The following is a 23,346-nucleotide window of genomic DNA, read 5'->3' on the forward strand; positions in this document are numbered from 1 at the left end:
GTCAGACGGCATTGAAGCCGGCGCGGATCTTGTCTGCCAGCACCATCAACGCTTGCCGCTCCTGCGGGCTGATCGTCGCCAGGTAGGCGCGCCCCAGGGAGGTGAATTCCGTGGGCACATGTTGGTCGGTCTGCACGGTGCGCGGCGGGTTTTTGCGACTGATGCGGATGGACTCCAAGTAGACCATTTCATCGAGCTCGGCTGCGGCTATCCCGACATCCACCTTCAGTGCATGGGCCGCTTCTCGCATCAGCGGCGCGGCCAGGTGTACCAGCGAACTGCTGTTGTACATCGCATTGGCGAAACACAAGGTGGCGGGTGCGAGGCGATAAGCACTGCGCTGGCCGTTGTACACCAGCATGCCGCTGTGGATCAGGGTCTGAGTCAAACGACTGATGGTGGACTTGGACAAACCGGTGCGTTCGCTGATCTCACCATTGCCCAGATACTCCGTGCCTGCACGAAATGCCCGCATGATTTCCAGGCTGCGCTCAAGCGAACGGTTTATCGGCGCCTTGCCGGCACCGGGCGTATCAATCATGGGCCTGGCGGATTTTCCGTTGATCCTCCCAGGATTGCTCCACAGCAATCGGCGCCTGATCGAACAGGTGGCGGCGCAAAATTGCTTTCAGTTGAATGTCGTATTCGATGTCGACAGCGTCGGTCTGACCAAGCGCCTGGTGGCTGAGGGCATGGGCTATTCGATTCTTACTCATGCAGCAGTCCAAAAGGGCATCGCCAAAGGGATCTTGGTCGGCCATGCGATTGAACGACTGGGCATTCGCTCCACGGTTCCGTTGACCACACTCAAAGATCGCCGAAACAGTCGATTGGCATTGAGTTGGGAAAAGTTTCTGCTGGAGACCTTGGAAGACCTTGTGACGGTTGGAGCGTGGAAGGAGGCCACTCTTTGGCTTGGTCGAGAGTGATTTCGAGAGGGGATTGTTAGGGCTTGGGCTGGTGGCATCCTTTTCAAACCATCCAAAGTATGCCCTCAGATATGCCCCCGAGTGTGGCAATCCACTGGAAGTGAATGGGTCTCCATGGAACGTGAAAATGCAGAAATGATCAGTTGAACGGCTTGCCCGACGAAGCCTAGAGACTCTCAGGATCCCCAAAAAACATTTTGACTTGGCTCTAGGACAATGTTTTTAGGTCGATAACGCTTTTGTTTGCCCCCACTTTTGCCCCCATTCGCACCGAGTGTGCGAGTGATTGCGAATGGGGATCTCTGACGGACTACAGTATGGCAGTGGCTGGTATTCAGTGCGCCTCCGTATCTGGCAAATCCTTGGTCGTTCGGAAGAGGATATGGGTAATGAGTCGATATCCTTAAGTGGAGTTGTCGGGTCTGTCTCTCTGCACCTATCCTGAAATTGACTCGCGAGATGCTCGTGCTCTGCGTGATGTTGCCAGGGCTCTGGTCGCTAGGGGCATCGATCCGCGTGTCCATCGACAGCTGGAGCGTAATGCTAGTCGCCTGGTCACGGAAAACGCCTAAGAAGCGGTTGTTCTGCATTGAAAGTGGTACGCAAAGTTGAACATAGTGTTTCTGGTCGTGGGTCTCGATAGCCCGGTTGGACCCAGAACCTCCCGCCTCAATTGGCCGCCAAGTCGGCTGACAACGAGGGCGCTCAGGTTGAGATATAGAGGGGGCGCCTTACCTTCGCTATTCCTGGCCAGTTAAGCCGTTGGGCCAGGTCGCTGATCAGTCGTTAGGCAAGTGCAACTGCACTTCCATGGTGTCATGAAGGAGTCTGACGACCTCGATCACGTCGTCGTTTGCCACACGATAGAACACGATATGGCGTGGGCTTTTGACCGTTCCATGGGTTTGTTTGGCCTGCTGGCGTGAATAGATGAGGTGATAGCTGCGAAGGCCCGGTGCAAGCTCATCGCGGTCATGGCTGCCAATGCGATAAGGCGTGTCGGCAAGCGATTGCAGCGCCGCGAGGATCAGCGCCTGGTAGCGCTGGCGTGCTTGATCGCCGAACTGCGTCTGGGAGAGCCTAAGGATGTCGACAATGTCGGCGCGCGCCGGGTTGGAAATCCGATACTGCGGCATGCTCAGTGTTTCTCTCTCGCGGGGAGGGTTGCCTCCAGGCTCAAGCCCTCGAGGTAGTGCTCCAGATCCCCTTCGTTCACCTGAGTAAAGCGCCCGCGCTCAAGATCCATGATGCCGATCGAGGTCGCTTGACGCAGTGCCTCGATTTTGGCGGTGTCTTCGGCGACGCGCTGCTCCAATAAACGTAAACCTTCTCGCATCACTTCGCTGGCATTCTGATAACGGCCGGACTGCACCAAGTCATGGATAACTTGTTCCTGGTGAGGGGTGAGCACAACGTTTCGCGTCGCCATAACTAGCTCCAGTTCTATGCAAACAGGTACTTTTGATTGTTGGCATATTATGCCATTTTCGCTCGGGGAGAATAGCTTGGGGCCGACATTGGCGATCAGGTGATGGCTGACTCGGCGCCAATCAGCAAGGTTCAAAGTCATCCGCCCATAACAAAGCAATTGAATTTTAACGGTTAATTTCTTAGCTGGAAAACGAGTCTGTACGGAGGTGGTGTTGTTCGCTCATCGATTCCAGTGTCCACCATTTCGCTGAAAGCTTCAGGCCGGTCTATCGAATCGCAGAGTGTCCGGTCGGAGCTATCCTCATCAATAGCTCACTTGGCCTTAGGCTGGGGGCATCCTTTTCAAACCATCCAAAGCATGCCCTCAGATATGCCCTCGAGTGGAGCAATCCACTGGAAGTGAATGGAGCTCCAGGTTTGTGGAAAGGCAAAAATGATCAGATAAACTGCCTGCGCGACGACGCCTAAAGACTGTCAGGGTCGCCAAAAAACATTTTGACTTGGCTCTAGGACGGTGCTTTCAGCTAAAAAAATCAAGTTATGCCCCCATTTTTGCCCCAATTCGCACCGGGTGTTCAAGCGATCTCGAACGGCGATTCCTGATAAACACCAGTGTGGCTTTGGCTGTCTTTCAGTGTACGCCCTGAAGTCAGTATTTAATGTTCTTGTGACCGTCCTCATCCTGCCTCCGCGTTGCGTTGCAGTATTTTTATGCTGCAATGCGTCGGCAGCAGCCTTCCATCTGCGTGCAATCGATTTGGTTCTTGTTTCGGATGAGAGCGGATGTTGCAGTGGCCGAGGTCATCGAAGTGGTGGAGCAGGTCAGTTAGGTGGTGGCAGGCGAGGAGGGGATGCCTGCCAATGATCAGGCTGGCTCTTTCCAGGAGCTAAAGTAAGCGAATGTGGCCACCGTAGATGCCGCTGCGGAGTACGTACCGTACGAACCCGTGCGCTATCCGGTTTATCGGGGTACGGATCCTGCTCAAGCGGTGGAAGGGATGAGCTCTGATCAGTTCTTCGATTCGGCCTATACGCCGATTTTTGCAGAGCATGATCTCCCCCCGTCGTCAATGACGAAGGCCCAGTTCTGGCCCGACGTATAGCCTGTGCGCATGGCTGGGTGCGCACAGGTGCAGGTATCCAACATCGCGTTGACCAAGTCGCGCGCGCTCACTTCGGTTCACATGACGAGGAGCAGCTCGGCACCTTCTTCTGGCCGACCCACTTGTCACCGGAGGCATCTCCATCGTTCCGCCGACCAGGCGAGGAACAGTTTCAGACGGTTCAGACCATAGATGTGAATCGAAGCATTGGCGCGTGCTAGCTGTTGCGCATTGCCTGTGGCTACGATCAGGCCTGTGGGGTGCCGTGGATCCAGGCTATGCATCAAGTACGTGGCAGGATCATCCTCGCAAGGATTGATGAGTAGCGGCAGCTCTCTGGAAACGTCAGTCGTCTCCGCCGTGGCGCGCACGCCGTTGTCTTCCAGCGGGAAGCTATCTTTCTTACCTGCCTGGTTAGACACATCGCCTAGAGAGATGGCGGTGCGCTATCATCTGGGATCCTGAAAGCAAGCCAGCCGTTATCGGCTGTGTATTCCAGATCAGGGCTTTTGGCGGGGGTGTCCTCGGCAGATTTATCGTCAGATAGGAGACACGGATGCTCAGGCCTGTAGTGGCATTTTTCCATTCAGTTCATAAACGTGGCACTGCAATGATTTGCCAGGGCATTGGACAGTATCGGCGATACACCACGGCGTTGCGTAAGGCGCTGCAGGCCGCGCAGGATTTTTTGAGGGTTCCGAATGGCACCACGATCTTCGAGCCGCTGACGCCTGTTCTGTTAGACCTGCCTTCGTCGCAACGCTATGAGCGTGAGCTGTTGAGTGCGCTGGCCAATGACCAAGTGCGTAATGTCGCGATCACCGGTGAGTATGGCGCTGGCAAAAGCAGCGTGATCCGTACGTTTGTGGATAGGCATCCGGAATTCAACTTTGCGTTTATTTCATTAGCCGCCTTTGGCAAGGAGCGCGACCAGGCTGGGGACAACAAAGACCCCTCGGTGCCCGCGGCTAATGGCCAGCCCACTGCTCGGCCGCCAGAAAAACTAACCTCAGAACCTGCAGGCGACACCGATCTTTCAACGCGAATCGAGGAAGCCATCGTTCAGCAGTTGCTGTATGCCGTGCCGTCAAAGCAACTGCCCAAAACCCGCTTGAAACGCATCGTTCAAGCCTCATTGTCTGCGCTCTGGGGCTACACCGCGTTCTTCGTTTTACTGATGGTGTGCGCCCTAAGGCTATATGCGCCCGTGGCAGAGAAACCACTGATCATCATCCCTGAGTGGTTACGCGGCTGGCTGTTGCTACTTCCGGATTGGATGGCGGTCGCAGCGCTCGGTGTGGGCGGCGTGTACCTGGTGTTCTTTGGGCTAAGGTTGCTGTCCTCGATCAGCATTGACGGCTTCACCATCAAGGGAGGTAAGTTGGAAACGACGCACCAAGGTTCGGTGCTGCACAAAAATGTCGACGAGATTATTTACTGTTTTGAACGCAGCAATATCAATGTGGTGGTGATCGAAGACCTGGATCGCTTCGGCATTCAAGATGTGTTCACGCGCTTGCGTGAGATCAATTTCATCATCAAGCAGTCACCACAGATTCAGCGGCGCGTGTACTTTGTGTACGCGCTACGCGATGAACTGTTCGCAGTGGGTGAGAAAACCAAGTTTTTTGACCTGATTATTCCGATCATCCCGGTTGTCAACTCGGAAAATTCACGCGAGAAGATGATTGAGCTGCTGGGGTTGAGAAAGCTCAACGGGGTGCCGTTAGACACTGGGCTGAATCCGCATCTGCTTGAAACCGTGTCATATTTTATTGATGACATGCGCTTGATCAAAAATATCGTCAACGAATTTGACATGTTCTCCAGCATTCTGAGAGCGGGGTCGGGCTTGAAGCTGGCCCCCAATAAGCTATTTGCAATTATCGCGATTCGCAACTTGCACCCGAATGAGTATGCCGAGCTGGTAAAGCGCCGAGGGCCTATTTACGAGACGCTTCATGGCTTTCGCGAATGGCGGAGTCAACTGCACAAAAACGCTGAGAGTGTTTATCAGGCGCTGCGCGAGGAGCGCGAGCGGAAGGTGCAGGAAGTCGCTAGCAGCGCAGCCGAACTACGGACGCACGTTTGGTTGGCGCTATTAGAGAAATCTGGTGCTGAATTCGCTTCTCATGTGCGCATTCGAGATGCGGGCCACTACTCATTGCGCGAGTTTGTTCGCGATGACGTCTTTGACACCATTTTTTCTCAAAACGCTAAGTTAGCGATGATAACGCTTGACCGATATAGCCAGATATCAAACTCGACGTCGGTGCCCGATGCACCATTGGAACTGCTTGCTTCGACAAACTACCAAAAGCGTTATGACCTGCTCCAGCAAACGATGGGCAGAATTGATACAAAGATATCCGAGCAGCGTTTACAGTCGAGTCTGATCAATCGCCTGACCTTTCGTGGCGCCGCCAAACACGGCTATGGCGAAGTGATCCTGCAAAATCTAGCGGGTCTGGAAATTGTCATCTACCTGATGCGCCACGGCTACCTTGATACCGATTACCCAGATTACTTTGGCTACTTTTACCCTGGCTCGCTCACCGCGGAAGATAAAAACCTGCTGCTGGGGCTCAGAGGCGGCGCCATTCCGGACGTGACGACCGTCATCAGCGCGCCCAAGACAGTGGTGGAAAAACTCGATGTCGACGACCTTGGCGATGGAAGGGGTATCATCGCAACGCTGATCGATTACCTGGTGAGTGACGCCTACTCCGCGCCCGATTGGAGTCACGCGCGCGAGTTGCTCATGACCATTTTCAGGAGCGGATTGAAAGATCATCTGGGCAGGATGGCGGAGGCGGCCGAGTTACTGATTTCGGGGTCGAATTCACATCGTTTTGTTCGCGCCATCTTTGAATTTGAACCTGGTTTGTTTCGTGCACTGCTGACGGAGGCACCTCGATTCGAGACGGTGATCCTGAAGCAGTTGCTTATTGGCGCCATCCTGGATGGGTTGACCGCCGACCAGTTGCAGGCACTCGATGTTCATCCGAACACTGAAATTCGCAGCGCCATTGAGGCGCTTGAAGACAACTCGCGCTTGATGCCACAACTCAAAGTGGGCGAGGGCGGGTGGAGCTGGTTGAAGACTTTACCCGTTCAGTTCAATCACTTGGGCGAAACCACGCCTCTGGATGATCTTGCGCAACTGATCGAATGGCGCTGTATCGATTTTAACCTGCACATGCTTACCCTAGTTTGTCAGAAGGGTGACCCCAAAACTGCCGATGACCTACAAAGCAAATCCGCTCACGGCAGCGCGAGCGTCACTTACCGTCGCCTCAAGGCGCTGAATATTACGGGCCTTGATGAGCAGTTGCTTGAGTCGCCTGACGCGCTGGCAAATGTGCTTTTGAGTCAAACGGGTGAATTGGAGGAGTCAGCCGCGTCACTTTCAACGTTGCTGAAAGTGCTCGACGTTGCAGCGGAAACAACCAGCATGCACCTGCTGTTTGCGCGCACGATTTGTGAGGTTGAGCGCTTGGAGGACTTACCTCAAAAACTGTGGGCGATTGTGCTATCAACTGATCGCGTTTCGATGCGAGTTGACGCCGTCTGGTCTTTCTTCAACAACGTCTTGCTGCCAGCCCTTACTGATAAAGGTTGCGAGCCGGCAGACATGTTGGCCTTTGCGGATTTCATCAAGCTACACGCAAAATTGCTCAACCAACATTTATGGGTAAGCAATCAGGCCCGACATATAGATTTGCAGAGTTATCTACTGAGCGCACCAGCAGTCGACAACGAAACCGTTGTCGAGCTATTCGCTGGGCTGAACCTGAATAATCCGGTGATCCTAAGTGGTTCCTTAGGCAGATTGCCAGCAGAACGCTGGGCGATGCTGGCGAGCGCGGATTTCTTGGCATTCACTCCTGAGATCCGAGACTGTATCCGCACATACGACCTCAACTTGGAGGTTCCTTATCTCCTTGCGCACTGGCGTCAGGCACGAGAGCATATCGACTTTACCCAACTGCCCACCGAAATGGTGCTCACGCTCAGCCAAAGCAGCGTGCTGACACTGGATGCAAAGGTCACAATGTGGACCGCTATACCGGTTGAAATTTTTGATACCCACAAAGTGGTCGCCACGGAAATTGCCAGACTCTGTAGCAGTCTCAACGAAGGCTTCTCGCGTTTCCCTGTCTCGTTTGCTCCCATATTGAGAAAGCTCATAGCTGAGGATGGACTGTCTTCAGAACAGCGACAGGAAATGCTCGCCCATTGTTTAGCGTCAAGTACGTGGACAGATGTGGCGGCGTTGCTTGGGCTGCTAGCGGAAGGCTTTGACCGGTTAGCGCCTAACGTGAAAAAGATTGAGGTGGCACCCACTGCGGCCAATTTACGGTTTATGACGGCGCTGCGCGCAAGAGGTTTTGTTGGTAGCGTAACGACGAAGGGTGACATGCTCATAGCGAACACCCGGCCGAGTGAAATGAAGGATACGGAAAGCGCAGAGTAAACTGCTTGTTGGCCCGGTTTCATAAAAGCTGTTCTTGGATGAAGCGCAAGCACCGAATTCTAAGATGGTGCCTGAGGCCATTTTAAGTTGGTGTTTGCGAGAATCGTCGATTGCCCAAATTCGGGGTAGCACATGGATTAGGCGAAGGAGGGAACGACAACCCTGTGATAAGTCTACCTAGGAGCTCACTACTACTGCGGTGCCCTACCGCTTGGGCTCTCGGTCGTAAGGCTTGGATGTGTGCCAAGCCGCGTGATTGAAGCGGGTCGTTGTATGTCGCCTGTGCGAGGATGGCTCGCCACTTAAAGCAATCACCTTTGGAGTCCTTTATTGCTATGCAGCAGCTTGACTTCGTTGTGCCCTACGAAGACCGATGTGTACTCACGCCCAGTGGCTCGGCGGTGGTATGGCCGTTCATGAATGCGTCAAAAGGGCATGGCCCCCATGAGCTGTTCCTAGGCTCTGTACGAAAAGTACTGTCGCAAACACCGCATGGCACAAGCCAGCGAGACCATCGCCGCATAACTTTTCGCGAGTTTGTCGAACCGCGTAACGATGCGGCGATTCTCCTTTAGCCATCCGAACATGCGCTCGATGATGTTGCGCTGACGGTATTTAGGGCGATCAAACAGTCTCGGTAAACCCGGCTTGGGCTTTCGCTTCATGCTGCGCAACGGGATTACCGGCTGCATCCGATAACGGTCGCAGTAACGGCGCAACGCCTCGGCATCATAGCCCTTGTCAGCCAGCAACCATCGGCAGCGTTTGCGCGGGCGCCCACGCAGGCTTGGGATGTAAGCCTCATCCAGCAACGGCTGGGCATAAGCGATGTCGCTGGCTTGCCCACCCGACAGTAGAAAACGCAGGGGGACGCCATTGGCATCGCACAGCATGTGGATCTTGGTCGTCAGGCCGCCCCGGCTACGTCCGAGCGCATGGTCTTGCGGTTCTTCAGGCCCCCTTTTTTCCCGGCGCCTGATGAGGCTCGGGTTGCACGAACAGCCGTGGAGTCGATCATCCAGGTTTCCAGATCAATCAGACCTTGTTCGTTCAAGCGAATATGAAGCCGCCTAAGCATCTGATCGAAAACTCCGCGGTTGCGCCAGTCACGAAAGCGCTGATACACCGTCGACCATGGGCCGAAGCGCTCCGGCATATCGCGCCAAGCGGCCCCTGAGCAAAGCACCCAGAGCACGCCGTTAAGCATCAGACGATCATCTGTCCGTGGGCGTCCGTTACGGCGGGGCTCACTGAAGATATCTGCAACCAAATCCCAGGCTGCGTCGGGAAGTTCGTACCGTTTGACCATCATGGGCTCCTGCCTTTGATGGGCGCGGACTCTACTGAATCCCGGCGTTTGTGGGGCTCAAATGAGTTTCGGTAGATTTCGTACAGAGCCTAGATACCAATGCCCTGACCAAGACACAATGGGCGGCCGAGTTGCCAAGGGATGTTGTTGAGCGTTCGATCCTCAACCCCTGGCCGGCCATGCAGGAGCAATGGCTGTCCAATCCAGAGTTTCGCGCAGATCCGGTCAACAGAATTAACGCGATGATCAAGCCCTTGGTCGACCAAGGGTTTGTCTTCCGGGAAAACTTTGAGCGCGACCACGTGTCGTTACTGTGCAAGAACGAAGCTGCGCTGAAAAGCCAGTTCAGTTTGATATTTCCCTATATTGTGATCATGAAGGCATTGCTGTCGAAGAAAATGCCTCTGGACGAAGCGTTGCGTCAGCTTGATCGTATTGGTCAGGCCGATATTCCCCGATTCACCTCCAGCTTGATGTTGAGCGCCTTAGGCGTTGTCCTGAAGAGTAAGCAAGCGCTCAAGCTCACGGGAGATAGCAAGACTGCCTTTTCCTATTTGGATTCTTTCCTGGCCTTCCAGCCCGGACAAAAAGGTGAGGGTGATCACATCACTTTGCCGTACCTACGCAATCGGGCAGGCGACCTGAACCTCTGGTTGTTATTACCCACACTGCGCCAGCATAGGTATAAGTTTGTCGGCACTCCCGCAGTGGTTACGGGAGATAAGGTGCTACACCGATTGATAATGCGTGTGTTGCCGCCACGGCTTCATGAAAGCCAGCAAGCTTGTTTTTCCATCCTTCCAGAAGGGATGGAGGACGTGCAGTGGAAGAAAATTCTCCAGGTAGTAGAGTCGGTTCAAATTCGAGCAAATCTCACTGCCACGCAGCGTTCGCAGCGTATGAAAGCCTTGTTTGAGTTGGCGAAAGAGTTCTGTACCAGTGATGAGGAACGAGCGCAGTTGGATGAAGGGTGGGCACAGTGGTGCCTACCAGGACTTGCTCGGGGCATCCGTATGTGAACTCGCTCCAGTGATCGCGTGAAGACTGGGATACATAATTGCTGCAACAATGGAGTCTGGCTTCACATTGCGCCGTTCGATGTTCGCTGTGGACGACTACGGCTTTGTGCAGAAAGCCTAATGTTGGCAGTTGATTAATGGTAGGTAGCATGGTCATTTCCTTGGAGAGAACTCGTCGCCATCCTAGGGGAATGAGAGCTTCTCACTAAGTATCAAAACAGCGATACGTGCCAGAAGATGAAGTCTGAACTCACTAACCAGCTCAGCTTCCTGGCGTCCATTGTCACGGGGCTGGACGGTGGTCTTGGTGATGCATTCGCCGGGCACGAGGGCCGGATCGTGATGCTGGGTGCGTTGGGGCGTGCAGGACTACCTGACGCCGGTGCGCCTGCGCGAGGGCAACCGGCGCAGGTAGTAGAAGTGGTAGCGAGCGGCGATGTGATGGGAGAGGGCGGCCCTGTTGTCGGCATGCCGTTTCAGGACGTCGAAGTGGCAGATTGCTGCGGCTAGTTGGGCACGTTCAATTTTCGGGTCAGGGTCGCCCGGTGAAGCAGCCGTGTTCGTAACCAAGGCGATCCCGAGGTCGAATAGAGCTGCCTGTGGCCTGAAAACCGTTGAATGCATGATGACGCCACTCCTGGAAGGGAATGGCGAGATCCTGGGTAGTTTGACGCGGGCCCACAGCAATCAATACGGATTGCATTACCCCCCGATTGAATGGGCGGTGGTTGGCCCCAGTTCCAAGAGGGGCGCAAATCGAACGGTGGCCACTACCGTCCCCCAACGGTGGTGGCATATTAGTGCTATAGACAGGCAACATTCAGGGAATAGAGGTCCATGCCGACAAAAACTGCCGAAGATTTTCTGGCCGCGCTAGCGGATGAGCTTGCAATCAGCGAGTCACGTTACGACCAGGCCCGCCGCAGCTATGCATCATTGGGGGACTGGCTGCACCGTCCAGAGTCCACCGTCCTCGCATACGATCCTCAGGTCTATGTGCAAGGATCATTTCGGCTGGGGACGGCAATTCGTCCTTTAAATGATGAGGAAGAGTACGACGTCGACTCGGTGTGTTTGCTCCGGTTCCTTGGAACGAGAGATCTGACCCAGGCGCAGCTGAAGGAGCTTGTGGGGAACGAGATAAAGGCATACCGCAGAGCCCAGAACATGGTGAAGCCTGTTCGAGAGGGACGGCGTTGCTGGGTGCTTGACTATGCAGATGGTGCCCAGTTTCACATGGATATCGTCCCGGCTGTCCCAAACGCTGAGCGGCAGCGGTTGTTGCTCGAAGCTCGAAATCTTGACCTGAAATGGTCCGAGACGGCGATGGTCATTACGGATCTTGAGTCGCCTGTCTACCATGTGGTTTCCGATGACTGGCAGCGCTCCAACCCGAAGGGTTATGCCGAGTGGTTCAAGGGCAGGATGGGGGAAGTGTTCGAGCGCCGCAAGCGCGCATTGGCGGAGTCGATCAGAGCCAGCGTCGAAGATATTCCAGATTACAAGGTAAGAACACCTCTTCAGTCCGCCATCATGATCTTGAAGCGTCATCGTGACGGCATGTTCGAAGGGCGGTACGACGAACGCCCGATCTCGATCATCATCACGACACTTGCCGCCCATGCTTACAATGGCGAGGAAAAGATCGCTGATGCCTTGTACGCAATCCTCTCGCGGATGCATGACTTCATCGAGCATGATGGATCACACTGCATTATTCGCAACCCTTCCGATCCCCTTGAAAACTTTGCAGACAAGTGGCCTGTACATCCGGAACGGGAGGTCGCGTTTTTTGAGTGGTTGCATCAGGCACGTCAAGATTTTGAGAAGCTAGCGGGCCAGGTTGAGCGTCGCCGTCTGATCGAGAGTGTTCAACCCCGCATGGGGGCTGCCGTCGAGAGGGCTGCCACACGCCTCGGCCCTCTACCTGGCAGCATGCTGAGTCCTGCTTCAGCCGCCGCTGCAATCGCTTCAGCAGCCAGTGCCCTAGCTTTTCCGAATACTCGGCGGGAACCTACTTCGCCAAGGGGGTTTGCTTGATCTGGTGGGCGGAGCAACCACGCAGGGCACAGTCGGAGCGTGCTGCGATATCGGAACTGGCAGACAAACATGACTGGCTACAAGCGGTGGTCTGGAGGCTCACCGGGGAGCTACAGATCGCCGTCGACTTCGAGCTGGTAGTGAATGATAGGGTTATTCCACTGACACTGGACTTTCCTGAGTTCTTTCCGGATGTAGTGCCGTCGGTTGTGTCCCGCGAAAAGGAACGTCTGTCCGGCCATCAGTACGGCCCATCGGGTGAGCTGTGCTTGGAGTACCGCTCCGACAATTGGATGCCAGAGATCACTGGCGCCATGATGATAGAAAGTGCTCATCGTCTGCTTTCATCCGAACAGGAAACTGGTGAGCCCGCGCCGTCAGATCACAGAGTCCTCCCTGCGCAGCGAGCAAGAAACTCCAAATTCCGCTTCCTCTATTCCAGGGCTGTATGGGCTGGCCTGTTGTCGGTTGAAGAGGGACATGCAGTGGATGCTGAGCTGCAGGAGCATCACCTCGCCGGTGTATACGCCGCTCAGCTTGCACGAATAGGCCCTACAGAGGAGCCCATTTGGCAAGAGCCCAACAGACGTGGCTATGGTGCTACCTCATTGAAAGCAAAGGTAGTCCGCTTGCCAGAGGGGGCTGCAGTCAAGTGTCGAGCAGTCGATGAGCTTGTCGCACTACTAGAGCAGTTTGGCCTTGGAGAGTTGGCATCTGACTTGGTACAAGAGCCGAGCGAGATTGAAGTCATCCTCTTCGACGGACAGAGTATTCAAGCGCTGATGATGTTGGGCCAGGCTGGAGCAAAAACGCTCATCAACTACGACCTGGTATTTGCTGAGCGTGATGGCGCTCGTCTTGATCCCGCATACGTCAACCTCGGGTCTGCCAAGGTTGCGATTGTTGGCTGCGGATCTCTAGGTTCCAAGGTGGCCGTGCAGCTTGCCAGAGTTGGTGTGGGCAAGTTTGTGCTGGTGGATGGCGACATTCTGGCTGTGGGTAATTTGGTTCGTAATGAACTCGATTGGCGGGCGGTGGGGATGCACAAGTCGCAAGCACTGGCCGCTCGCGTGAATGAAGTAAATGCCGATTGCGAAGTCCTCACTCGTACTACTGTGCTCGGTGGCCAAGAGAGCGGAGGGTCAACCGCTACCACGATGGAGTACATCGCAGATTGTGATTTGATCATTGATGCAACCGCCGATCCCGCGGTCTTCAACCTTTGTTCGGCCATTGCACGAAGAGCCAAGAAATCGTTGTGCTGGGCTCAGGTGTTTGGTGGTGGGGCTGGCGGAATAGTTGTTCGGTTACGTCCAGATATAGATCCCACACCTTTGGAGACCCGTAGGCGCATTGAGGCGTGGTACGCCACTCAGGGCGTCGAATGGCCTGATGAACCGGCCGCCCAGCCTTATGCTGGGGGCGGCGAATCGGGAGTGCCGCTGATAGCCGACGATGCAGACGTCACTGTGATTGCTGCGCACCTGTCTCGCTTTGCCACTGATCTGCTTGCTCGTCCCGAAGCGACGATCTTCCCATACTCCGCTTATTTGATTGGCCTGTCTGGAAGATGGCTCTTTACGGCACCATTCGATGTTAGGCCGATCGATCTTGGCCCAACCGATGGTTGGAGCATGGAGGTACAAGATGGCGACGTTGAGGCCTTCAAGGAATTCTTCGCAGACCTTCTACCAAAGGCCAACGATGCAAGTTGAATTTGCGGATAGCGTCAAGGAGCAGTTGCGAAAGGCGCTCAGAGCGGCGGGTAGTCGAGAGATTGGCGGTGTGTTGATGGGGGAGCAGATTGAGCCCGGTCATTTCCGAGTTGTTGACTTGACGATTGACAGCCAGACGGGAGGGCAAGCCCATTTCGTCCGGAGTTCGGAAGCCCATGTCGAGGCATTGAATGCGTTCTTCTGCGAAACCGGGCATCAATATGATCGCTTCAACTACTTGGGTGAGTGGCATTCGCACCCTCGATTCCGGGTGACGCCTAGTGCTCAGGACGTTGAGTCTATGGTCGATCTTGTCAACGGTGAGCGCGGTATCGATTTTGCGGTACTGCTGATCGTTCGGCTGCAATGGTGGCGGAAGATCTCATGTTCTTGCACCTTGTTTCGTCGCCATTTTAGCCCATCACCGGTTGTCATTCTGGAGCATAGACATTGATAAATTACTTCATTAAATCGCTTATCGATTGGGTCTTCAGGCGACGTTCGCCGGGCGTCACACTGATTCGAGTAGGCGTGCCCCTCTTTGGTCTGGTGCTCGTAGGACTGACAGTCGGCATTACGATTCCAACTTCCCAGGGGCCGTTTAACTTTAGCTGGGATACCTCTGGAAGCTCCGGTGCGTTGAGCTGGGGTGTGTTCGCGATAGCTTGTGTGATTGTATTGCTAGGTGGATGGCTGGTCGTTCGTGATATCCGCCGAGAGAGCCGTAAAAAGGTCATCGTGATCGAGGCCAGAGGGTTGAGAGATTGGCAAGGTCAACCTCTGGCTTCAGCAGTTCCCTCATCAATACTCGGTCGCCGTGAGCAGGTGATCATCGACTTGAGGCAAGGAATTGTAGACGGACAGATCGTGAGCCCAGAGGCTGCAGTACGTCGAATTTCAAGCCTGCCTGATGACATTGCACGACGTTGCGATGGGTTGGATCGATCCGATATATCGTTTGTGCTCGGTGGGCTTGCACCGGTGCCATTGCTTTTTCTCCTCGGAGTGATCGTCGACGACGAGTCAAACACGGTCATCATGGACTGGGATCGGCAACTGCGTGCCTGGCGTGGGTTGACCGTTGATGATGACGGTAAACGCTTTGTGGTGGCAGGCTTGGATACCTTGCAAGCAGGGGCGACCCGCGTGGCGCTCTGTGTGTCCGCTTCGTACGATGTTTTGGATGTTGATGTGCAGATCGCTGAAGCAGGAACGCCCATTATCCGGATGGATCTGGAAGGGCGTGGTACCGACACGCATTGGTCCGAGTTGAAACAACAACAACTCGCTCAGCAGTTTCTCGATACAGTTATGTCCTTGGTTCGAAAAGGCGTTACAGAAATAACTTTGTTTCTGGCTGCCCCTGCAAGCCTGGCATTGCGGCTAGGCATGTTGTATGACAAGCGGAATCTCCCTCGCCTGGAGGTTAATCAGTACGAACAGGCCGATCCCAAACGATTCCCTTGGGTAGTGCGCATGCCTGTAGCGGGGGTGCTCCAGCCGGAAATCGCGCACCGATGATGTCGCTAAAGTTCTCTTGGCGCTTAGCGAAACACTGATGCTTAGGCAGGATTGCGGGCAGTGGGGGCATCCTTTTCAAACCATCCAAAGCATGCCCTCAGATGTGCCCCCAATGTAGCAATCCACTGGAAGTGAATAGATCTCCATGGTTTGTGGAAAGGCAGAAATGATCAGCCGAACAGCCTGCCAGACGACGCCTAAAGACTCTCAGGGTCGCCGAAAAACATCTGAATCCGCGACCGCAACCAGCGCTCCCCTGGATCATTATCCTGGGACCCACGCCAGGCCATGTGCAGCTCAAAGCTGCGTACCGGCAACGGCGGATCTTCGGCCCGCACACCGCCCGCGGCGGTCAGTGCCTCGGCGGTGTAGTCCGGCACCGTAGCCACGATGTCAGTGCCCGCGAGCAGGGTACTCAACCCGTTGAACTGCGGAACGGCGAGCACCACATGCCGCTTGCGCCCGAGTTTTTCCAGTTCTTCGTCAATAAAGCCGCTGAGGTCGCCAGCGAACGACACCAGGGCATGGGGGCGGGCGCAGTAATCATCCAGGCTCAACGGCCCCGGCACGGTGTCGGCGCGCAACAGCTTCGGCTGGCTGCGGCGCAGCACTTTGCGCTTGGCGTTGGCCGGCAGGTCGGTGGTGTAGCTGACACCGATGGATATCTCACCGGATGCCAGCAACCCCGGCATCAGGATGTAGTTGACCCGACGCACCACCAGCACAATCCCCGGCGATTCGGCACGCAGGCGCTTGAGCAGCATGGGCAGCAAGGCGAACTCGACGTCGTCCGAAAGGCCGATGCGGAACACGGCGGTACTTGTGGCAGGATCGAACTCGGCCGCACGGCTGACGGCGGTGGAAATCGAATCCAGTGCCGGCGAGAGCAGGGCGAAGATCTCGACCGCCCTGGCGGACGGCTCCATGCTGCGGCCGGTACGCACAAACAAAGGGTCATCGAACAACCCGCGCAGGCGCGAGAGCGCCGCACTGATGGCTGGCTGGCCGAGGAACAGTTTTTCCGCAGCGCGGGTCACGCTGCGTTCGTGCATCAATGTTTCGAAAACGATTAACAGGTTCAGGTCGACACGACGCAGGTCATTACGATTCATCTGGAGTCCTGGCAGAGTCAGCAAACTTGACGTGGGCGGCCATATGAGAACAATGGCCAGCAGGAATATTACGGGGAAAGGCTGGTACTCTGCACCGGGTAATTCAGTTTTTCCTACATAGGCTGCTTCGGTTTCTTACGACATTTGACGATGTTGCCACCGCTGCGGAATCAATGACAGGCATGTCGACTATTAATAGCCACTGATAGTGTTGGGTTGAAAGCCCAGCTAGAGTTCAAGGCATTAGAGGTTCATTTGGCGAGGTTTGCGATGTCCCGCACGATCCGTTTTCACAAGTTTGGTCCAGCCGAGGTGCTCAAATGCGAAGAGCATGCGACGGCTCTGCCTGCACCGGGCGAAGTGCAGGTGCGCGTCGAGGCGATCGGCATCAGTTGGTATGACACTCTCTGGCGCCAGAACCTGGCCTCGTCCCATGCCCGTCTGCCTTCAGGCCTTGGCCAGGAGATGGCCGGTATCATCACTGCTGTCGGTGATGGCGTCGATGACCTGGAAGTCGGTGACAAGGTCGCCAGCTTTCCGGCCCAAAGCCCGAACGACTACCCGGTCTACGGTGAGCTGATCGTTCTGCCACGCTCGGCGGTCACCCGTTATCCGGATGTGCTCAGCCCGATTGAAGCCAGCGTGCACTACACGCCGTTGTTGATCGCCTATTTCGCCTATGCCGATCTGGCACGAGTCAAACCCGGGCAATTCGCCCTGGTGACCGACGCCAGTCATTGCGCCGGACCTTCGTTCGTACAACTGGGCAAGGCCTTGGGTGTTCGAGTGATCGCCGCGACCAAGACGGCGGAAGAACGTGAATACCTGCTGTCGCTGGGTGCCGAGAAAGTGATCGTCACCGAGGAAGAAGATCTGCTGATGCGGATCAACAAAATCACCGATAACCGCGGCGTGGACGTGGTGTTCGATGGTTTGGGCGGTCCGCAGATGTCGTTGCTGGGCGATGTGCTGGCACCTCGCGGCAGCCTGGTGCTGTACGGCCTGCAAGGTGGCAACCAGACGCCTTTCCCGGCCTGCGCAGCGTTCCAGAAGAACATTCAATTCTTCGTACACTGCATCGGCAACTTCACGGGCAAGCCGGAACTGGGCATCACCCAGGACGAGGCCGCACTGCAACGTGCCTTGCGCGACATCAATCAGCTGACCGCCGACCGTGTTGTGCTGCCGCTCAAGACCCGGGTCTTCCCGTTTGCCGAGTTTGTCGAAGCGCACCGCTACATGGACGAATGCCCGTGCCGCGAACGGGTCGCGCTGCAGGTCGAGCCGGCCTGATACTTACCCAACAGTTCTCTCAACTACCCTCTCAAGAGTCCGTGCCCACACGGACTCTTTCGTTTGCGCCCCCCGAAACCCATCGATCCGCAGGCCGGTCCGGCAACTGAACTGGTTTTTGCCCGCAATCTGTAGCTTCTAATCAGCCACTAAGCCCTGATAATTGAATGATTACTTTCATCTCAAGGAATGAGTCATGGCTGGGTGTCAGGCTGAAACTTTTCACTGTGCGCCATCGGTGCAAATCTCCAAATTAGTTGGTTGTTGTTTAGTTGCCAAAAAAACAGCGACAACCTCCTTCCTTATTTCTTGTGTTAAGTGTCTGTGGGACCGTGTCGGATATTTCCTAAGACTTCCATTTAAAACGAGCAAACCCTTGCCGGCCGGGCGCTTCAGCCTTGGCTTTGTCGTTAGGAAGAGGGGGTGTTGCGATCATTTCAAATGATTTCAAGAAAATTCAAGTGTTAGCATTTGGCAATAAAGTCGATGACTCCATTCGTGCAGACAGTCCAACGGGATTGGCTGCCTGCACGATATTGAACTTACGAGTATCAGGTAAATAAAGATGACCAGCATCCATGACCAAGCGATGAACTATGTCTATCAACAAGTGCTGCAGCGATTGCTGGGTTTTTTCTCCCGTGCCGAACGCACTGCATTGCAATTGTTGATTCAGCGCCTGGCAGTGGCCGCCGGGGGCATGGAGCACATTGGCGATTACAAGGTGTTGGCGATCCAGTCCGGGGGGCGTGACAACTGCTACACGTTGGCACTGTTGCGTGCTGCGCAGTTGACCATCGCTACTCGCGCGCCAGCGACATTTCAGTTGCGCATCGCCTCGTTACGGTTGAGCGGAACAAACTGCGCGGCCGTGGAAAACATGCACCGGACCAACAGCGCGTTGTTTTTCTATGACGATCCCCGGGTCGAGGTGTTGATGGTCGATGATCGGGAAGTCTTGCCGTTCAACCACCTGACGCCGATTTCCGACGCCGGTCGCGAGTCCAGCCGCCTGAACCTGTTGATGATCGGCCATCGGCGGAAATGGTGCGACGGGTTCTTCCTGTGGGATGACGGTTATCTGGCCACGGGAGAGTTCTACGGGCAAATCGCCCGCTGGGACGGTGGTGTCGATGCTTTGCTCATCAGTGACACGCCGCGCCGGCAGAAGCAGTTCATCGAGGGTTTGAAACGTGCCGCCGCCAAAGCAGGGCTCCAGCCTTCCCACACGGGTGAAGCCGGTTGTGCGGGGTTGTTTGCATTGCTCGATGAACTGGGCAGCGACTGTTATCACAGGTTCTACGCCGATTACGGTCAGGCCCGGTGGCGCCCGCAAGAGCGCTTCGAAACCTGTCGTCGCGCGGCCTGCATCGACATTCACGACCTGCTGGTCAGCAATCTGGAAGACCGCTGGCCATTGCTGACTGAATTTCTCGGATTCCAGCCAGACGAGCTGTCCGCGCAGATCAGCGATAACGAATTCGTCAGCCCGTCGATCTCGGCGCACATCCGGGGGTTGCATGCGTGTTTCGTGCAGAATCGCAATTACGAATCCGGTGTTGCGCAATACCTGCAACGTGCCCTGGTGATGATGCGTCGCAAGCACTTGCCCGAGCGAATGTGCGAGCAGGCCATCGAGGTCTTCGGCAATCCGGCGACACTGGTCGAGCTGCGCGCCCGAGCGGCGGTCGAGGCACAAAAGAACCTGGGGCTGAGCGAAGCACAATTGGTGTGCCTGCTGTTCGCACCCTTTATCGAAAAAGGCGCGGGGCTCGAGCGTTTTCTGCGTCAATGCCATCCGGGCATGCTGGTGGCCATGCCCGAGCTGCACAAGGCCATGCAGGGGCATCCGGTGGCCGAGCAGATCATGCAATGGATGACGGATGTCAGCGGATTGCCCGTCAGCCTGATTGGCCAGCTTTACCGCATGGAGTGGACGCCCGTTGATGCTGACGGGACGGCTGAAGCGCACATTCAAAAGGGCGAGTCGCAAATGACGGCGGGCGATTCTGACGCCGGCATCACGCGGGAGGATGAATGGTCAGCGGGTCACTGAGCGTGGGCGGATTTTCAGTCAATGCAAATGGCCTTCGCCCATGAAAGGTCCACGAGAAACGGATTTCGCCTATCAGGCGGTTTATCGATACCTGGTCAGCCTGATCAACGAGTCTGAAGGGGATTCGCGCATCCGCCTGCCGTCGCTGCGGCATCTGGCGGAGCGCCTCAATGTGTCGATCTCGACCATTCAGTACGCTTATTCGCTGCTGGAGAAAGAAGGGCGCGTCTATTCGGTGGCCAAGTCCGGCTACTACGCGTTGCCGGTGTCCTCGATCAACCTGCAAGACAGCGGCAGCGACTTGCTGGAGGCGGTCTATGTCAATGCCAGGCGCCCGGGAATGCTGGTCTTGAGCACCGATGAGCCGGCGCTGCTGCAGCCGCTCGACAGCCCGTTGTTGCTGCTGGAACGGGAGTTGCTGCGCCAGTATCCCCGCCAGCCGCAGTCGCCTTCGCAACCCTGCGGCGAACTCGAGTTGCGCGCCGCCCTGGCAGCACGCTACACCACGTCGCCCATGCGTTACTGGCACGCCGATGATGTCTACATCGGCGCCGACCTGCGCGGCGTACTGGAAATCCTGATCGCCGTGCTGGGCTTGAAAGACGCCACGGTGGTGGTCGAATCACCGTGCGACTGGACGATCCTGCGTTTGTTTCAAGCCGCTTGCGTACGGGTGATCGAATTGCCTGTGCAAGCCGATGGTGGCCTGGATCCGCAACGTCTGACATTACTGCTCGATACCGAGCCGGTAAGGCTGGTGCTGTTGTCATCGGCCCTGAACATGCCCCGTGGCAGCCTGGCACCTGACGAAAACAGGCAGGCCATTGCCCGGCTGTTGGCCGCGCATGACAGTTGGGTGCTGGAAAACGACTGTTATGGCGAACTCGGATTCGATCTCGGTTGCGTGCGCTTTCGAGACTTGCTGGACCCTGAGCGGCTGATGGTGTTTTCCACATTCGAGAAAATCATCGGTCCGGAAGCGCCCTACGGTTATCTGCTTTCGAGGCATTTGAGCGCTGAACTGCAACGGCACTTTCTACTGCGTTCCTTCCGACTCTCGCCGATTCGCCAGAAAGCCATCGCCCGCTTGTACAGCAGCGGGCGCATCGATCAACACCTGCTGGTACTGCGACGGCTGCTCAAGGAGCGCAAGAGTCAAATGACCCTGCTGTTGCAAGAGCGATTGGGTGATGCCTTGCATTTCGTCGAACCAGAAGGTGGTGCAACGGTCTGGGCGCGTTCGTTGCGTCGGGTCAATGTCCGTCGCGTCTTCCAGCGTCTGCTGGCGCATCAGGTGGTGATCGCGCCGGGCGAGCTGTTCAGCCTCCACGGCCTGCACGGACAGCACTTGCGCCTGAGCCATACCTTCGGTGGCGAACACAATCTGGCGGCCGCACTGGGACTGCTGGGCGATGCACTGCGCCTGGAATCAATCGAGTGAGTAAGACAAAAAATAACAACCTCCACTGTGTTGGATCGATCCCATCGCGTTGCGGTCAAACTGCCAGTAAACTGCGACTCAATTCCTGAACCACTCTATTCCAGAGGTTTTGCATGACACTCAGTCCTTTTGCGGGTAAACCGGCACCGGCAGAATTGTTGGTCGACATCCCGCGACTGGTAACGGCCTATTACACCGGCCAGCCTGATGCCTCTATTTCCACCCAGCGCGTTGCCTTCGGCACGTCCGGGCACCGCGGCAGCTCGTTCGACTTGAGTTTCAATGAATGGCACGTACTGGCGATCAGCCAGGCGATCTGCCTGTACCGCGAAGCTCAAGGCATCGATGGCCCGCTGTTTGTCGGCATCGACACCCACGCGCTGTCAACGCCGGCAGGCGCCAGCGCCCTCGAAGTGCTGGCGGCCAACGGCGTGACCGTGATGATCGCCGAAGGTGACGAGTACACGCCGACACCGGCCATTTCCCATGCAATTCTCTGCTACAACCGTGGTCGCACCACCGGCCTGGCGGACGGCATTGTCATCACGCCGTCCCACAACCCGCCGCAAAGCGGTGGCTACAAGTACAACCCAACCAACGGCGGTCCGGCCGATACCCACATCACCAAGTGGATCGAAGCCAAGGCCAACGAACTGCTGGCCAACAAGCTCGCCGGCGTCAAGCGCATCAGCTACGAGCAGGCACTGAAGGCCGGCACTACCCATCGTCACGATTACCTCAACACCTATGTCGCCGACCTGATCAACGTGATCGACTTCGACGCCATCCGCGATGCCAAGCTGCGCCTGGGTGTCGATCCACTGGGTGGAGCAGGGGTGCGCTACTGGTCGGCGATTGCCGAGCATTACCGCCTGGACCTGGATGTGGTGAACAAAGAGGTCGACCCGACCTTCCGCTTCATGACTGTCGACTGGGACGGCCAGATCCGCATGGACCCATCGTCCGGCCACGCCATGCAAGGCCTGATCGGCCTGAAAGAACGTTTCGACGTGGCGTTTGCCTGCGATCCGGACCACGACCGCCATGGCATCGTCACGCCCTCCGGTGGTTTGTTGGCGCCGAACAACTACCTGGCCGTTGCCATTGACTATCTGTTCCAGAATCGTCCGCAATGGCGCGCCGATGCCGCCGTGGGTAAAACCGTGGTCAGCAGCGGCCTGATCGATCGCGTGGCCAAGCGCCTGGGTCGTCGCCTGTACGAAGTGCCGGTCGGTTTCAAATGGTTTGCCGACGGCCTGTTCGACGGCTCCCTGGGTTTTGGCGGCGAAGAAAGCGCCGGTGCCTCGTTCCTGCGCAAGGACGGCGGCGTCTGGAGCACCGACAAGGACGGTTTGATTCCGGCGCTGCTGGCCGCCGAGATGACGGCCCGCACCGGCCGCGATCCGAGCCAGGCCTACCGTGCCTTGACCGACGAACTGGGCGAGCCGTTCTCGGTGCGGGTCGACGCCAAGGCCAATCCGGAGCAGAAAGCGCTGTTGAGCAAGCTGTCGCCGCAACAGGTCACCTCGACCCAACTGGCCGGCGAGCCGATCCAGAGCATCCTCAGCCACGCACCGGGCAATGACCAGGCCATTGGCGGCCTCAAGGTCATGACCGAAAACGGCTGGTTCGCGGCGCGTCCGTCGGGCACCGAAGACATCTACAAGATCTACGCCGAAAGCTTCGTCAGCGACGACCACCTCAAGCAACTGGTGGCCGAGGCGCAAACGCTGGTGGATGGCGCGATTTCCTTGTAAGAGCGAGCCTGCTCGCGATGGTCGTCAACGATAACGCTGGCAGCCTGACACCCCGCGGTATTCTCGGGTTTTTCGCGAGCAGGCTCGCTCCTACATTGGACCGCATTCCCCATGTAGGCGCTGGCTTGCCAGCGAAGGCATTT

At 56.3% G+C, this 23,346-nt stretch carries 18 protein-coding genes; 13 read left to right on the plus strand and 5 right to left on the minus strand.

Annotated features, from left to right (window positions below):
- Window position 1 precedes the first annotated feature (1 nt).
- On the minus strand, window positions 2-541 hold the full coding sequence (locus tag AC3ITA_RS13560; RefSeq protein ID WP_489280604.1) for an IclR family transcriptional regulator: 540 nt from the start codon (window positions 539-541) through the stop codon (window positions 2-4).
- Between AC3ITA_RS13560 and AC3ITA_RS13565 the strand changes: the two genes are divergently transcribed.
- Entirely contained in the window at window positions 540-929 is a 390-nt protein-coding gene (locus AC3ITA_RS13565; RefSeq protein ID WP_489280606.1) for a LysR substrate-binding domain-containing protein, read from the plus strand. The genes AC3ITA_RS13560 and AC3ITA_RS13565 overlap by 2 nt on opposite strands.
- A gap of 407 nt (window positions 930-1,336) precedes the next feature.
- A complete protein-coding gene (locus tag AC3ITA_RS13570; protein WP_489280607.1) occupies window positions 1,337-1,501 on the plus strand; it encodes an integrase arm-type DNA-binding domain-containing protein in 165 nt (54 codons plus the stop codon).
- Window positions 1,502-1,708: 207 nt separating this feature from the next.
- Here the strand turns inward: AC3ITA_RS13570 and AC3ITA_RS13575 are convergent, their stop codons facing one another.
- Window positions 1,709-2,065 (minus strand): type II toxin-antitoxin system RelE/ParE family toxin, encoded by a 357-nt coding sequence (locus tag AC3ITA_RS13575; RefSeq protein ID WP_489280608.1) that lies wholly within the window; start codon window positions 2,063-2,065, stop codon window positions 1,709-1,711.
- A gap of 2 nt (window positions 2,066-2,067) precedes the next feature.
- Entirely contained in the window at window positions 2,068-2,358 is a 291-nt protein-coding gene (locus AC3ITA_RS13580; protein WP_092357218.1) for a type II toxin-antitoxin system ParD family antitoxin, read from the minus strand.
- Window positions 2,359-4,019: 1,661 nt separating this feature from the next.
- On the opposite strand from AC3ITA_RS13580, the gene AC3ITA_RS13585 reads away from it, so the two are divergent.
- On the plus strand, window positions 4,020-7,940 hold the full coding sequence (locus tag AC3ITA_RS13585; RefSeq protein ID WP_489280610.1) for a YobI family P-loop NTPase: 3,921 nt from the start codon (window positions 4,020-4,022) through the stop codon (window positions 7,938-7,940).
- 455 nt (window positions 7,941-8,395) lie between these two features.
- Here the strand turns inward: AC3ITA_RS13585 and AC3ITA_RS13590 are convergent.
- Window positions 8,396-9,249 (minus strand): IS5 family transposase gene (locus AC3ITA_RS13590; protein WP_223549508.1). Its coding sequence is split into 2 segments (ribosomal slippage): window positions 8,396-8,905 and window positions 8,908-9,249, totalling 852 coding nucleotides; the frame shifts between segments, so codons are not numbered across the junction.
- Window positions 9,250-9,428: 179 nt separating this feature from the next.
- Between AC3ITA_RS13590 and AC3ITA_RS13595 the strand changes: the two genes are divergently transcribed.
- From AC3ITA_RS13595 to AC3ITA_RS13620, 6 genes are all read left to right on the plus strand, one after another.
- Window positions 9,429-10,268 (plus strand): hypothetical protein, encoded by an 840-nt coding sequence (locus AC3ITA_RS13595; protein WP_489280611.1) that lies wholly within the window; start codon window positions 9,429-9,431, stop codon window positions 10,266-10,268.
- Window positions 10,269-10,505: 237 nt separating this feature from the next.
- Window positions 10,506-10,778: a hypothetical protein gene (locus tag AC3ITA_RS13600; RefSeq protein WP_489280612.1), complete on the plus strand. Its 273-nt coding sequence runs from the start codon at window positions 10,506-10,508 to the stop codon at window positions 10,776-10,778.
- A 327-nt stretch (window positions 10,779-11,105) separates the two neighbouring features.
- Window positions 11,106-12,308, plus strand: coding sequence for a nucleotidyltransferase domain-containing protein (locus tag AC3ITA_RS13605; protein ID WP_489280613.1), 1,203 nt, complete (start codon window positions 11,106-11,108; stop codon window positions 12,306-12,308).
- Window positions 12,305-14,023: a ThiF family adenylyltransferase gene (locus AC3ITA_RS13610; RefSeq protein WP_301621351.1), complete on the plus strand. Its 1,719-nt coding sequence runs from the start codon at window positions 12,305-12,307 to the stop codon at window positions 14,021-14,023. Before AC3ITA_RS13605 ends, AC3ITA_RS13610 begins: the two co-directional genes overlap by 4 nt.
- Window positions 14,013-14,477 carry a Mov34/MPN/PAD-1 family protein gene (locus AC3ITA_RS13615; RefSeq protein ID WP_489280615.1) on the plus strand — a complete coding sequence of 155 codons (465 nt, stop codon included), beginning with the start codon at window positions 14,013-14,015 and terminating at the stop codon, window positions 14,475-14,477. The genes AC3ITA_RS13610 and AC3ITA_RS13615 overlap by 11 nt, the downstream gene beginning before the upstream one ends.
- Window positions 14,474-15,544: an SAVED domain-containing protein gene (locus tag AC3ITA_RS13620; RefSeq protein WP_489280616.1), complete on the plus strand. Its 1,071-nt coding sequence runs from the start codon at window positions 14,474-14,476 to the stop codon at window positions 15,542-15,544. The genes AC3ITA_RS13615 and AC3ITA_RS13620 overlap by 4 nt, the downstream gene beginning before the upstream one ends.
- A gap of 197 nt (window positions 15,545-15,741) precedes the next feature.
- Here AC3ITA_RS13620 and AC3ITA_RS13625 read toward each other — a convergent pair whose 3' ends face one another.
- A complete protein-coding gene (locus tag AC3ITA_RS13625; RefSeq protein ID WP_414914456.1) occupies window positions 15,742-16,656 on the minus strand; it encodes a LysR family transcriptional regulator in 915 nt (304 codons plus the stop codon).
- Window positions 16,657-16,926: 270 nt separating this feature from the next.
- Between AC3ITA_RS13625 and AC3ITA_RS13630 the strand changes: the two genes are divergently transcribed.
- The 4 genes from AC3ITA_RS13630 to pgm all read left to right on the plus strand — a co-directional run bounded on the left by AC3ITA_RS13630 (window position 16,927) and on the right by pgm (window position 23,203).
- Window positions 16,927-17,949, plus strand: coding sequence for a zinc-dependent alcohol dehydrogenase family protein (locus tag AC3ITA_RS13630; RefSeq protein ID WP_095942188.1), 1,023 nt, complete (start codon window positions 16,927-16,929; stop codon window positions 17,947-17,949).
- Between the two features lie 565 nt (window positions 17,950-18,514).
- Window positions 18,515-20,005 (plus strand): hypothetical protein, encoded by a 1,491-nt coding sequence (locus AC3ITA_RS13635; protein ID WP_489280618.1) that lies wholly within the window; start codon window positions 18,515-18,517, stop codon window positions 20,003-20,005.
- Between the two features lie 40 nt (window positions 20,006-20,045).
- On the plus strand, window positions 20,046-21,446 hold the full coding sequence (locus AC3ITA_RS13640) for an aminotransferase-like domain-containing protein (RefSeq protein ID WP_489280620.1): 1,401 nt from the start codon (window positions 20,046-20,048) through the stop codon (window positions 21,444-21,446).
- A gap of 113 nt (window positions 21,447-21,559) precedes the next feature.
- The gene (pgm, locus tag AC3ITA_RS13645) at window positions 21,560-23,203 is read left to right on the plus strand and encodes a phosphoglucomutase (alpha-D-glucose-1,6-bisphosphate-dependent) (protein WP_414927596.1); all 1,644 of its coding nucleotides are present in this window, start codon (window positions 21,560-21,562) and stop codon (window positions 23,201-23,203) included.
- Window positions 23,204-23,346 lie beyond the last annotated feature (143 nt).

The sequence above is a fragment of the Pseudomonas sp. GL_090 genome (genome assembly GCF_057837765.1).